13 protein-coding genes are annotated in these 12,190 nt (G+C 56.1%); 10 read left to right on the top strand and 3 right to left on the bottom strand.

Annotated features, from left to right (window positions below; translation table 11 throughout):
- The first annotated feature begins 3 nt into the window (after nt 1-3).
- Genes JZI28_RS04735 through JZI28_RS04715 form a run of 5 tightly spaced genes read left to right on the top strand, consistent with a single transcriptional unit; the run spans nt 4 to nt 3,361 of the window.
- Nucleotides 4-840, top strand: a complete 837-nt coding sequence (locus tag JZI28_RS04735; protein ID WP_375699402.1) for an ABC transporter substrate-binding protein — start codon at nt 4-6, stop codon at nt 838-840.
- Nucleotides 837-1,820 (top strand): FecCD family ABC transporter permease, encoded by a 984-nt coding sequence (locus tag JZI28_RS04730; protein ID WP_375699401.1) that lies wholly within the window; start codon nt 837-839, stop codon nt 1,818-1,820. The genes JZI28_RS04735 and JZI28_RS04730 overlap by 4 nt, the downstream gene beginning before the upstream one ends.
- On the top strand, nt 1,817-2,572 hold the full coding sequence (locus JZI28_RS04725; protein WP_375699400.1) for an ABC transporter ATP-binding protein: 756 nt from the start codon (nt 1,817-1,819) through the stop codon (nt 2,570-2,572). The genes JZI28_RS04730 and JZI28_RS04725 overlap by 4 nt, the downstream gene beginning before the upstream one ends.
- A complete protein-coding gene (locus JZI28_RS04720) occupies nt 2,572-3,231 on the top strand; it encodes an adenosylcobinamide amidohydrolase (protein WP_375699399.1) in 660 nt (219 codons plus the stop codon). The genes JZI28_RS04725 and JZI28_RS04720 overlap by 1 nt, the downstream gene beginning before the upstream one ends.
- On the top strand, nt 3,224-3,361 hold the full coding sequence (locus tag JZI28_RS04715) for a DUF6925 family protein (protein ID WP_375699398.1): 138 nt from the start codon (nt 3,224-3,226) through the stop codon (nt 3,359-3,361). Before JZI28_RS04720 ends, JZI28_RS04715 begins: the two co-directional genes overlap by 8 nt.
- 105 nt (nt 3,362-3,466) lie before the next feature.
- Here JZI28_RS04715 and JZI28_RS04710 read toward each other — a convergent pair whose 3' ends face one another.
- A complete protein-coding gene (locus JZI28_RS04710; RefSeq protein ID WP_375699397.1) occupies nt 3,467-5,350 on the bottom strand; it encodes a TniQ family protein in 1,884 nt (627 codons plus the stop codon).
- 515 nt (nt 5,351-5,865) lie between these two features.
- Here JZI28_RS04710 and JZI28_RS04705 point away from each other — a divergent pair.
- Together JZI28_RS04705 and JZI28_RS04700 are read left to right on the top strand one after the other, a co-directional pair.
- Complete coding sequence (locus JZI28_RS04705; RefSeq protein WP_375699396.1) at nt 5,866-7,140, top strand: hypothetical protein; 1,275 nt, start codon at nt 5,866-5,868, stop codon at nt 7,138-7,140.
- A 266-nt stretch (nt 7,141-7,406) separates the two neighbouring features.
- Nucleotides 7,407-8,843: a DUF6880 family protein gene (locus JZI28_RS04700; protein WP_375699395.1), complete on the top strand. Its 1,437-nt coding sequence runs from the start codon at nt 7,407-7,409 to the stop codon at nt 8,841-8,843.
- 6 nt (nt 8,844-8,849) lie between these two features.
- Here the strand turns inward: JZI28_RS04700 and JZI28_RS04695 are convergent, their stop codons facing one another.
- Nucleotides 8,850-9,428 (bottom strand): HAD family hydrolase, encoded by a 579-nt coding sequence (locus JZI28_RS04695; RefSeq protein WP_375699394.1) that lies wholly within the window; start codon nt 9,426-9,428, stop codon nt 8,850-8,852.
- Nucleotides 9,429-9,647: 219 nt separating this feature from the next.
- Here JZI28_RS04695 and JZI28_RS04690 point away from each other — a divergent pair, with 219 nt between their 5' ends.
- Entirely contained in the window at nt 9,648-9,953 is a 306-nt protein-coding gene (locus JZI28_RS04690; protein WP_375699393.1) for a hypothetical protein, read from the top strand.
- 216 nt (nt 9,954-10,169) lie between these two features.
- Here JZI28_RS04690 and JZI28_RS04685 read toward each other — a convergent pair whose 3' ends face one another.
- Nucleotides 10,170-11,279 (bottom strand): IS110 family transposase, encoded by a 1,110-nt coding sequence (locus JZI28_RS04685; protein ID WP_375699392.1) that lies wholly within the window; start codon nt 11,277-11,279, stop codon nt 10,170-10,172.
- A gap of 46 nt (nt 11,280-11,325) precedes the next feature.
- On the opposite strand from JZI28_RS04685, the gene JZI28_RS04680 reads away from it, so the two are divergent.
- Together JZI28_RS04680 and JZI28_RS04675 are read left to right on the top strand one after the other, a co-directional pair.
- Nucleotides 11,326-11,982 carry a WYL domain-containing protein gene (locus JZI28_RS04680; protein ID WP_375699391.1) on the top strand — a complete coding sequence of 219 codons (657 nt, stop codon included), beginning with the start codon at nt 11,326-11,328 and terminating at the stop codon, nt 11,980-11,982.
- A gap of 8 nt (nt 11,983-11,990) precedes the next feature.
- Entirely contained in the window at nt 11,991-12,173 is a 183-nt protein-coding gene (locus JZI28_RS04675) for a hypothetical protein (protein ID WP_375699390.1), read from the top strand.
- Nucleotides 12,174-12,190 lie beyond the last annotated feature (17 nt).

Below are 12,190 nucleotides of genomic sequence, written 5' to 3'. Positions count from 1 at the left end.
TCCATGCGCAAACTGCCTGGCATAGCACTGGCCCTGTTTTGGGCCGCCACTGGCGCCTTTGCCGGGCCCGCGCGCGTGGTTTCAATGAACCTCTGCACGGATCAGCTGGCCATGCTGCTGGCGGCCCCCGGGCAGCTGGCCTCGGTTTCCTATATCGCGCGCGACAAGCGTGCCTCGGCCATGGCGGACACAGCCATGGCCTATCCGGTCAATCATGGTCAGGCAGAAGAAATCTACCTGATCAAGCCCGATCTGGTCATCGCCGGTGCCTATTCAACACGGGCAACAACCGACATGCTACAACGTCTTGGCGTGCGCGTTGAGGTCTTCCAACCCGCCAACTCCCTACAGGATGTACGCAATCGCATCCGCGAAATGGGCGAGGTCTTGCAGCGACAGAAGGCCGCCGCAGACCTGCTGTCGGAGTTTGACAGGCAGCTAACAGACCTGCTGCCCGGGCCCGGGCCGCAGCCGCGTGCCGCGCTCTATGCTGCCAACAGCTACACCTCTGGGCCCAAAACCCTGGCCGGACAAATCCTGGCGTCCGCAGGGCTCAGCAATATTGCTGCCGAACTTGGCTATGAGCGCTCTGGAAAGCTCCCCCTGGAAGTGCTGGCCATGGCGCAACCCGATCTTCTGGTGACGACCTCCCCCTATCCGCGTGCCTCGCGCAGTGAAGAAAACCTAGCCCACCCCGTGGTGCGGCAACTGATCGCCCAAAGTGCCTCTGGACAGATGCGTGATGCGGATTGGGTCTGCGGCACGCCGCATGTGCTGCGTGCCATCGAAAAGCTGGCTCAGGAACGCCGCCATTTGCTGGAAAAGGAAACCCTGCAATGACACGATTGATACTGTCGCTTTTGACTGCTGTTGTGGCCTTGTTCCTGGTGTCACTTTCCTTGGGGCCTGCCGATGTGAGCCTGGGCGAAAGCCTGGCTGCGCTGTTCGACGACAGCTACGGCCCCTTGACCTTGGTGATGCAGGAAATCCGCCTGCCCCGCGCCATTCTGGCCGTTGTCATTGGTGGCGGACTTGGCCTGACCGGAGCCGCAATGCAAGGCTATCTGCGCAATCCGCTGGCGGAACCTGGTCTGATCGGTGTCTCCTCCTCTGCGGCCCTGGGCGCGGTGCTGGCGATCAACACCGGGCTGGCGGCAGCGCTGCCCCTGGGCCTGCCGCTGGCGGCCCTGGCGGGTGCCCTCGCAGGTGTTTTCCTGGTTATGTCCCTGGCCGGACCACAGGGCGGGTCGCTGTCGCTGATCCTGGCTGGCATTGCGATTTCAGCCCTGGCAGGCGCGCTCACGGCGCTGGTGCTGAACCTGTCGCCCAATCCCTTTGCTGCAAATGAGATCGTGTTCTGGATGATGGGCTCCCTGGCCGACCGCTCGATGGTGCATGTCTGGCTGGTGCTGCCCTTCGTGGGTGTTGGCATCGCGATCCTGCTGACATTGGCGCGCGGCCTGGATGCGCTGACGCTGGGGGAGGACGCGGCGCAGACCCTGGGGATGAACCTGAACCGGCTGCGGCTCTTGCTGGTCATCGGCACCGCCAGCATTATTGGTGGCGCTACAGCGGTTGCCGGGGCCATCGGCTTTATCGGTCTGGTGGTGCCGCATATCCTGCGCCCCTTTGTGGGGGGGCAACCCTCACGGCTGCTCTGGGCCTCGGGCCTAGGCGGCGCGGTCATGCTGCAGCTGGCGGATATCGCCGTGCGGGTAATTCTGCCCGCGCGCGACCTGAAACTCGGCGTGGTCACCGCTTTGGTGGGGGCGCCGTTGTTTCTGCATCTGATCTACAAGACCCGGAAGGGCCTGGCATGAGCTTGCTATCCGTTCAGAACCTGTCTGTGACATTGCGCAACCGCCCGGTGCTTCAGGATGTGTCCTTCGACATCAAACCGGGTGAGTTTGTGGGCCTGCTTGGCCCCAATGGCACCGGCAAGACCAGCCTGATGCGCGCCGCCCTTGGGTTGCTCCCCGCAACCGGGCACAGCTCACTCGCCGAGATGAGCACCTCAGAGCGTGCCAGGGCGGTGTCCTGGATGCCGCAATCGCGCGAGATTGCCTGGCCGCTCCCGGTGGAAAAGCTGGTCGCCCTTGGCCGCTTGCCACATCTCCCCCAAGGGCTGCGACTGCCCGCCGCCGACCAGGCACTAATCGATCAGGCGATCAGTCGGATGGGGCTGGAGTGCTTCCGCCAGCGCGCCGCCTCGCGGTTGTCCGGTGGCGAACAGGCGCGCGCCCTGATTGCCCGCGCCCTGGCCCAGGATACACCGCTGTTGATGGCGGATGAGCCCGCCGCCGGGCTGGACCCGGCGCATCAGATTTCCACCATGGAGGTCTTTGCCGCGCTTGCCGACGAGGGCCGCTCGGCCCTGGTGTCCCTGCATGATCTGGGATTGGCCGCCCGCCACTGCACCCGGCTGATCCTGCTGGCAGAAGGGGGCATTCTAGCTGATGGCACGCCGGCCCAGGTGCTGACGCCGGATCTGATGGCCCGCGCTTTTGGCATTTCGGTCTGGCATCAAAACACTGCCGAGGGCCCTGTGTTTCAGCCGCTGGAGGTGCTGTGATGGGCCGCGTCACACTGCAACGCCCCTGGATCGAGTTTGATCTAGGCGCTGACATGCAGGTGCTGAGCTGGGCGGTAAACCGTCCGGGTTTTGCCACTGCCCGCCACATTCTCTGGCGTGAGGTCCGCAACCGCGATCTGCCTCCCGAGCTGGAAGTTGAGGAGTGGTTCGCAAGCGAGCTATCCGCGCGCGGCAGCCAAGACGCAGTCGCCTTTCTGACCTCGCGCGATGTGCGCCACTATTGTGAGGCCATGGCGGAGGTGGAAGGCATATCTGCCCATGCCGTTGCTACCGTTGGCCTTTCCAATGCCGAGCGTGTGGGCAGCCGGGTGGATTACTCTGACCGCAACTGGGGCACCATCAATGTGGCATTGCACCTGTCTGAAGGGCTGAGCCAAACCGGGCTGATCGAAGCCATGAGCATTGCCGTTCAAGCCCGCACCGCCGCCGTGATGGAGGCCGCTATTGACCTGCCCAGCGGAACCGCAACGGGCACCGGCACCGATTGTCTCGCCGTCGCAGCCCCCGCCGGAGCGACCCCCTATGCCGGGCTTCACACCGCCATTGGCGAAGCGGTCGGAAAGGCCGTCTACCAGGCCGTCCATCGCGGCGCTCTGGACTGGAAATCAACCAACAGCAGGAGAGCAGAACATGCCTGAGCTTCAACAGATCTTGAAAACCGCACTGACGCAAGAAGACTGCGGCTGGAACATGGGGTCCTTTGGGGCCATTGGCGAATTCCACCATGTCTGTCAGTTACACCTGTTCTTTTCCGTGAGTCACAGCTGAATTTTTCCGCTGCGCGCAGGCTCTCCGACTTAAGGCCTTTAAGCCTCTGTATTTAAATGGTAAATTTTGCAGCACGGGGCAATTATGCCACGTTTGGAGCTTGGCTCATTGGAAGAGGTCGGTCAGATGCGCTTCGACATCGGTTCTTAGGTAAATCCTTCCAAAGGCCTGTCCCTGTGGCGCAAAAGGCTGAAGCCCAGAAGAATTGATTCTCGCAAGTAAGGTGTTTCGGTGCAGACCTGTTTCCTCAACTAAGCTTGTCAGGCTAATAAAACGACGATGGAATTCTTCTATGTCTGCAGGAGACAGATAGTAGCCCTTCCGACCGTTCTCCGGTCGAGTAATTTCTCTTGAGGGCGAATGTCCGCTGGCAAGGAATGAATGAAACACACCTTTATCTCGAACACCCAAAGTCCGCGCAAACTGTGCAGCAGGGATCAAGCCTGTTTCATCTATATGTGATGACACCCGGGAAGATTGAATGACTTTAGTGGCTTTCATTCCATCGATTTCACGCTTCAAAACGACGATACCGTGATACTCACGGGGTCCAGGCAGCAATCCGGCGCTAAGTTTTCCTTCTTGAATGGCCTCAATAATCGCCCGAACAGTTAGACCTGACCGCTTCTTGGCCTGCTGTATGGTTTCCCATAGAGCGTCGTCAACTGATACGACGTCGGTATAGCTGAGGAGGTGGTCTAGGAATTCAATACCATCTTGTGGCAGGAACGGTGATTTGACGGATGCAATTCCAGTGTGAGTGCGCAGAAGGCCCTCTTCTTCTAAAGTACGTAATTCATGCCTAGTGGCACCTATTATCTTCCTCATCTCGATCGGCCCTATCAAAGTCGGCAGTTTCGACAGAAGACTCTCGTATTTTTGCGCGTCGAAGAGCTTGTGAATGGCTGGTCTGGCATCGTTTGCCTCCAATGCCCCGGCTTCCACCAAGAATTGTTCCAATAGGGCTTGCCCTATGCCTGTTTCTTTTGCAGCCGATCGAAGAGAATGAAAACGTCTTTGGGGAATGGCCTCACCAAGCAAAATAGTGCCACTGGGAAATGCCCAGTTTCCCAAAATGCAGTTCCTTAAAAGCTGCCGAAAGGACACAAAGCTGTCATCATCCGAATACTCCCGCGACAGCCTCGAATACAATGCTCCGAAGGCTTTGTAGGGTTGATCTTTCTCGCCGGATGCATTCGCAGCCAAGGCATTAAGAGCCTTACGAATTTCGTCCTCACCCTTGCTTGCGACCTCAAATCCTGCCGCATATGCGGCGTGTTGTTCAATTTCGTAATCTCCACTTTTGTCGTCACTGGCTTTGTTTGACAATTGGTGGCCCAGTAAACTGCAGAATGTGGTTGCCGCGAAAAGCGTCTGTGTTGCGAGCCACGTCTGATCCTCGCCGGTTTGAAGACGGAGCGCGAGCCAACGATCAAATTCGGTCGGCTGAATTTCAGGTTGATCAAGGCGACCATTCACAATGGCGTCTTTCACCTCTCTTAGCCTCTGACTGATATCATAGCGCGCGCCGGGTCGATTTTCCTGCCATAGTTGGATTAAGGGCTGCCGATGTTTGATACAGACTTGTACTGCTTGGAACTGCCAGTCCCCACGCATCACCATTTCCCCGACTGGATCAGCTTTGTTTTGTGCTGCATCCTCCCTAAGACAGACTGGACACCCCCTGACTATTGGATTGCGGATAGCTCGAGAGACGATTATCTCGCCCCGATAAGACATGCGAACGTTTCCGGCTTTTTGCCCCGTCCAGGAGAGTAAGTTTTGTCGATCGAAACCGCTCAATCCCGCTAGGTCGAAAAGACGTTCGAGGGCCTCCGGATTTTGGTCGATGATTTTCCTCTGGGCAAACCCCATATCTACCGCGAAATCAGCACTTCTGAGGCCGTTGATCGCGGCCATTCGAGCAAGAAATGAAGGAATGGTTTCTCGATTTTTGGGCGCAACTCGGAGAGGTAGGGGTGGGTTCATCGGTTTCTTTCAAGGCAACTTGAACACACTGCCAGCAGGAGTGTGAAGAGTCGAGGCGCGGTGATCGTGAAATAAGAACGGACCCATAGATGCGGCGTGGCATCCGCACGTCCTCTGGGACCTCGGTTCCGCAAAAACAACCCGGAGCGCCGTTCGGTTCCCGCGCGGCAGATGGGCGGTATCAGCCCTAAGGGGACCCATCTTTACGCAGACCCTCCCCGGTGCAGTATCTGAAAGGCGGGAGGGGAGGTGTGAATTCGCTGCGCTTGCGATGGCACACTGTCAAACACATGAAAGCGGCCATTCTGGGCTTAGGTTCAACACCCTGCCATTCCGCACCATCCACTAAGGTCAGCAATGCGCAGGAAACGGACGGAACAGGTAGACCCAATTAGTCGGAAATTGTGTTTAGGTGGGAGCACCCTTGCCAACGCATTGAACCAAAGGTGTATTATTGGCAGGTGTCAAATACTCAAGTATAGTTCAAGCAGCTCAACTATAGACTAGGAGGTCTTTTGTCTTATCGCGAACTAGGATTTAGCTCGGACCCTTTCAGCAACAAGGCGCTTCAACAAGATGATCTCAGTGAGAGGTTAATGGTGGATCGCGAAAGTGAAGTGAGTAAGCTTCTCCGAAGAATCCAAGAATCCAGCAAAATTCCGACCATAGAAGGTCAAAATGGCGTCGGTAAGACAAGTGTCTTGAACATAGCCCTTCATCGAGCCTTTTCTCGATCGAAAAGCAACAAGGATGAGCCATTGCTCATTCCATGCCGCTGCTCGTTCCAAATTGGCAAAGATAAGAGCGCTGAAGATTTCTTGGATGAGCTTTACCTTCAGGTTGCCCTTACCCTGATTGAACAGGAAGATAGCCTCCGCGCCCCACCTGGATACAGCAAGGCGCCAAATGAGAAAAGAATTAAAGCGTATATCGATAGTCCGATAATAAAAAGTTTCACCGCAACAATTATGGGAAACGGGGGAGGCTACAACGCGGCTCCGAATGCCAGCAAGGGTTGGGACAAAGTAGGTTTTAGAGCCGCTGTTGAAGATTGGCTTCGCCTGCTGTTTCCTTCAGCTGAGACCGGCGCTGTTGTTTGTGTTCTTGATAATCTTGAGCTTCTTCACTCTTCGAAGTCTGCCAGAGAAGTTATCGAAACGCTAAGGGATACCGCATTTTCAATTGATGGGCTCAAGTGGATTTTATGCGGCTCTTCGGGAGTCGTGCGTGGCATTGCGGCGTCACCGAGATTGGTCGGCTGGTTGCACAAGCCTCTAAATATTCAGGAGCTCAGCGACACAGTCGGTGGAGAGGTTTACGATAAAAGGGTCAAAGGATTTCGCATAAAAGAAGATGCCGAGCTGCCCTTGACGCGCGCTAACTTTATAACACTCTTTGACATGTTCAATGGTAATACAAGATTTGCACTAGACGAAGCTGGTGAATTTTGCACATGGGCGTTTGATGAGCTTGAGGATGCTGGTAGAATAGCGAGCGACGCTTTTGAAAGATGGATGAGTGAAGAGTTGGAAGCAAATCATGCTGAAATCTTTGTATACTTTGAAGGGAGAGATGAGGAGGTATTTGAAGCGATCTGTCAGGTGGAGATTTTTACTCCTGGAGAACATGAGAGCTTAGGCGTAAGCGATAAGCGCGAATTCCTGAATATTTTGGATAAATTCGTAAAGTTCGGCCTCATCGTTTCAAGTTTGGATCAGGATGCACCAGAGGACGCTGTATTTGAGATTACCCCAAAAGCGCTAAAGCTACAGTATTTTTTGGCTCAATAACTTTCGGGAAAATGGTGGATACGCTTCGCCAATGAAAGTCAGCTACGGGCTGACACCGGTCATTCGCCCTGCGTGTGATGACAAGCAAGGGGCGATCACATTTCAAGCAGGACGACTTTTGAAGGGCTTTGTTCTATGGCCGAAGCCCTGAAGCTTCCCGCCGAAATCCTCTGCAAACACCGTGGCAAACCAAAGATAGCACTTGATTGCGCCCGCCGACCAGGCAGGGCATCATCGGTCGGTAATTAGCATAAGACGGCCTGCCTATGTCCAAAAAATCCCTCAATCAAGCCAACCTCGAGAAACTTGGCGCCGCAAAACTGGCCGCGCTTGTGATGGACTTGGTCCAAGGGAATGCTGCTCTGCAACGCCAGGCGCGCATGGAGTTGAGCGCCGCTCAAGGGCCGAAGGAAGTGGCTTCCGATATTCGCAAACGGTTCGCCTCCCTTCGACGGTCTACAAGCTATGTCGACTGGCGCAAACAAAAAGCGCTGTCCAAGGATCTCAGCAGCCTTCTGAACATGATCGAAACCACGATTTCTCCTGTCGATGCGGATGAGGCGTTTGAGTTGCTCTGGTCTTTCCTTCTTCTGGCGCCTTCCATTCACGAACGCACGGACGACAGCAATGGGACAATCGGGGGGATCATGGGCGACGCGGTAGATCAAATCGCAACGATCTCGCCCAGGATTTCCACCAAAGGTGCTTCCCTCGCTGAGCGTATGCTCGATGCGATCGTGGATTCTGGCTATGGGGAATTTGACGGGATTATTCCTGCCCTGTCAGATGCCTTGGGCCAAGACGGGCTGGAACACCTCAAAGCCCTGGTGAATGCCTGGGCAGAAACCCCGCTAACCCGTGATGAGTTGGACCGGTATCGGGGATATGGCTTTTCCTCCAACCCAGAGGACAGCATTCGCCGAAACCGGGACCTGACCCGTTCCGTCATCCTTGCCGACATCGCCGACGCGCAAGGCGATGTCGATGCCTATATGGCACGATACACACCAGAGCAGCTGACCTATGGAACCATTGCACCTGATGTGGCGCGCAGGCTCCTTGAGGCAGGGCGAGCCCAAGAGGCCTATGACCTGATCCTCAGCGCCCGTGCGGCTGAAGATGGGAAACCCTTCCGGATGTTCCGCTACGATCTGGACGTGGTCTACGAAAACTGCCTTGAAACCCTTGGATTGCGGGATGACCTCAAATCCCATCTCTGGGATACATTCGAGCAAACCCTGAGCGCAGCAAGCCTTCGGAAATACCTGAAACTGTTGCCCGACTTCGACGACATTGAGGCTGAGGACAAAGCATTAAATCTGGCGGAGGCTTATCCGTCCCTTGGCGGTGCAATCAATTTCTTGATCGAATGGCCGGCTCAGGATCGGGCGGCAAAGACCGTGTTGTCCAGGGCGGCGGACCTTAACGGGGATTCCTATCATACCCTTACGAAAGCGGCTGATGCATTGGAAGCGGACCATCCCCTTGCCGCAACGCTGATGCGCCGTGCCATGGTTCAGGACACACTGGATGGTGGAAAATACAAACGATACCGGTATGCCGCCCGCCATCTGGCGGAATGCCAGTCCGCAGATGCGGCCATTGAGGATTACGGCGATATCCCTACGCATGACACCTTCGTGAAATCTCTTCGCGACAAACACGGGCGTAAATACGGGTTCTGGTCCCTGGTTGACGAGTGAGGCCGATCACTCGGCCAGCTCAGCCAGGAAATCATCAATAGGAACTGCCTTCATCCCTGCTCGCCTCGGTCCATCAATATCCGCCGAAGTCGTGTCCCCGACGAACATGATGCGATCTGGGGTGAGACCTGATGCGTCTGCCACCAATGCATAGATTGCTGGATCAGGCTTCATGCAGCCCACCTGGCAAGACAAGACGCGGAATTTTGGCTCCAGATCTGCAAATTGCTTCAATACAAGCATGTATTCGGGGCTGAGGTTGCTGCATATGCCATAAGGGATCGGCAGCTCACGAAGAGCCGCCAACACCCCTGGTCTTAGCCGTGCCGATATCACTTCACGGGCGATCGCAAACTGAGCTTCTAAAAGATGAGCGATCGTTGCGCCGCCCTCGATTTCCTCGTTGATTTCCGCAAGCGACAACCCGGTGGTCATCGTAAGCCGACGAAACCTATCGACCTTCTGGCGCGGCATGCGGCGCAGCATCGACGCGAAGGGGCGCCGACGATCCGTGATCTCGATTAAGGTGCCGAACAGATCGAAGCAGATACAGTCGATCCCCTTGAGCATTTGGTCTGTTTTCAAAGGCTGTCACTCGCATCTGTCTTGAAGGTCGACCCTATTCGACGCAAGATAGAAGCCCACGGGAGTGCCCGTCCGTTGCGTGTCCGCAGCAAGTCTCTATCGATAAGCTTTCTGCTCATAAGTGTCGGTATGGATATCATGACTTGTCGGCCAGTCTTGGACTGATACAGTAAGACCATAATCTGGTTGCATATTGAATCTGTGCGCATAGGAGGCAGGGTGAACGACGGCAATAGCCCAATCAAGTGGTCAATTGAACAAAGGTTGACGTTCATCGAGTTTCGCCTGCTGTGGGAAGGGCGCGTGAACCGCAGTGATCTTATGCGTCAGTTCAGTATATCCAAAAACCAGGCAGCACTCGACCTTGGGCAGTATCTGACACAGGCGCCCGGCAACATGGAATACAACCGACTCAGCAAGACATACGAACCCACTGACCGTTTTTCTCCGCAATTTTTAGAGCAAGATACCACGTCTCTCATGAGCGTTTTCAGGTCTCCTGACACTATTAAACTACCCCGCTGACACGGGTTCGTCAAAGATATAGCCTGTGCAAGCGCTGGAGACGGTGGCCGAACCGATGATTGTCATGCTCTCATCCGCGGATTGGTTACCGCCTGACCAAATTCGATACGGGTTACCTCTCTCTAAGAACGGATATGTTTCCCAACGTAGTCCGAGGATTTCCCTATCAATGGCCACCGTCTCCAGCGTACTGCACAGGCAGTATGAGCCGCCGCATTACGCGGGCAACGGCGTCTTGCGTGCGATGTCCCACATAAAGCCCGCGAGTTCGCGCGCGATGGCTGCGAGCACGCGCGGCTGAGGTTTGCCAGTGTTCGACAGATGGCGGAACCGCTTGCAAAGCCGCGTCTGCGCCTTCCAGCCGATGTCCTTGATCTCCTGTGGCAGATGCGCTGAACGCTTCAGGAACGGCTGCCCCTCCTTGGGTGGGTGGCGATAGGACCATCCCGCTTCGACAAGCATCGTACGGGCTAAGGCGTTCCCAGTCTTTGTCAGGCGCCCGCGCCGCGTCGTGTTGCCGCTGGAATGCTCGCTTGGGACCAACCCGAGCCAGGCCATAAGCTGGCGTGGATTTTCAAAGCGGGTGATGTCGCCAATCTCTGCAACCACGGTCGCTGCGATGATCGTGTTCACGCCGCGCAATGCGCGAAGGCCATCGACGACAGGGGCGAAGCGCCACGTCTGAACCGCTTCATCGATCGCTTGATCCAGCGTCGCAACGCGGGTCTCCGCTTGGTCGACAGCCCGCTTCAACTCCTCGAAGGCCAGCTGCTGGTGCGAGAAGCGGAAGCGGCGGAGTTCGGCCAGCCAACGGCGGTGGCGCTTCGTCCAGTAACTGCCATTCTCGTATCGCAACCCATGCCGAAGCAGGAAGCTGAGCAGTTGCTGCTTAGCCACCTTCACGGCATCCATCGCCTGCTTGCGGGTGCGGATCAGGTCGCGCATGGCTTCCTGCTCCTCATCCGGCGTCCAGATCGCCGTCAGCTCACCGGCGCGCCACAGCCGTGCCAGCATTTCAGCGTCCCGACGATCAGTCTTCACCCGATCCCCGGCCTTGCGAGGGATCATCGCAGGCGCGACAACCGCGCATTCAAACCCGAGCTTGGTGAGATGACGATGCAGACCGTAGCCGCAGGGGCCCGCCTCGTAACAAAAGCTCGGCGTACTTCCCGCAGCCGCCAGCTGCTTGGTTAGCCGCAAAACAGAATCTGAAGTATGCGCGATCGTTCCGAAAAACCGGATCTCACCACCGCGACCATCCTCCGCAACCGCAACCACAATCGTGTCTTTGTGGACGTCCAGCCCAACGTAAGTGGTTTTGTTCATTTGCATTCTCCTTTCGAACTACTTCGTGTTCGTCAGGAAACCACACTTGCGGCCCGCGCGCCGCAAAACGCTCATCTGGTCTTATTTTACCCAACTTCGGTCCGTCTCCGAAGGCATTGTCGCGCGCGAAAACTCTTGGATCGGCCTGTTTCCGGATTTGGGGTCCTTTCCTATTCCGATGCGTGGCGTGCCAGTAGCGGTCTTGCAGAACGTTTTGCGTGCCATCCGCAGCGAGACTTCAATCGAGATCAGCTATCAGTCTCTGTCCCGTCCTGACCCCGTTTGGCGGTGGATCGCACCGCATGCGATCGGGTATGACGGATTTCGCTGGCATGTCCGCGCTTGGTGCGAAATCGATAACGTCTTCAAAGACTTTCTGTTTTCGAGGATCCGCGACATTCGCGGCACGCATCCGGCTGCAGTCAAGAGTGCTGAGGATGTCGACTGGCACAGCTATGTTGAAATGGTCATTGGCCCCCATCCGGATTTTTCAGATAGTCAGAAGGCGGTGATTGCAGATGATTATGGCATGGTAGATGGCCGCATTCTTCTCACCGTTCGCAAAGCTCTTCTTTACTACGCCTTGAAGCGATTTGGTTTAGATATGGATCCATCGACACGTCGCCCGGCAGATCAGCAGATCGTGCTGCTCAACCGCACTGAACTGTTTCCTTCCTCCAATATACAGACTGGACCCAAATGACCTCGGATTTGACACTTCCTAAAATTGACAAGGATGTGCTGCGTCGCCTTCAGGTGCGCGCAGCCGTAAATGACCGCAGTCTACAAGCGGAAATCCTCGACATTCTGACGACTGCCGCCAATGAAGATCTGCCAGCGGAAGCCGTCATGCGGGCAATCACTCAAACTACATCTCACACCGTTACCGACTGATCGAAAAGACCCCCTCA

Origin of the sequence: Pseudophaeobacter sp. TrK17 (assembly GCF_042192375.1) — a bacterium.
In the GTDB taxonomy this organism is placed as follows: domain Bacteria; phylum Pseudomonadota; class Alphaproteobacteria; order Rhodobacterales; family Rhodobacteraceae; genus Pseudophaeobacter.
This window is presented reverse-complemented; position numbering and strand designations above follow the sequence as displayed.

Coding starts and splice junctions, on each gene's coding strand:
- JZI28_RS04730 (WP_375699401.1), top strand. CDS start 837: ATGACACGATTGATACTGTCGCTTTTGACTGCTGTTGTGGCCTTGTTC.
- JZI28_RS04700 (WP_375699395.1), top strand. CDS start 7,407: ATGTCCAAAAAATCCCTCAATCAAGCCAACCTCGAGAAACTTGGCGCC.
- JZI28_RS04735 (WP_375699402.1), top strand. CDS start 4: ATGCGCAAACTGCCTGGCATAGCACTGGCCCTGTTTTGGGCCGCCACT.
- JZI28_RS04725 (WP_375699400.1), top strand. CDS start 1,817: ATGAGCTTGCTATCCGTTCAGAACCTGTCTGTGACATTGCGCAACCGC.
- JZI28_RS04715 (WP_375699398.1), top strand. CDS start 3,224: ATGCCTGAGCTTCAACAGATCTTGAAAACCGCACTGACGCAAGAAGAC.
- JZI28_RS04720 (WP_375699399.1), top strand. CDS start 2,572: ATGGGCCGCGTCACACTGCAACGCCCCTGGATCGAGTTTGATCTAGGC.
- JZI28_RS04685 (WP_375699392.1), bottom strand. CDS start 11,279: ATGAACAAAACCACTTACGTTGGGCTGGACGTCCACAAAGACACGATT.
- JZI28_RS04710 (WP_375699397.1), bottom strand. CDS start 5,350: ATGAACCCACCCCTACCTCTCCGAGTTGCGCCCAAAAATCGAGAAACC.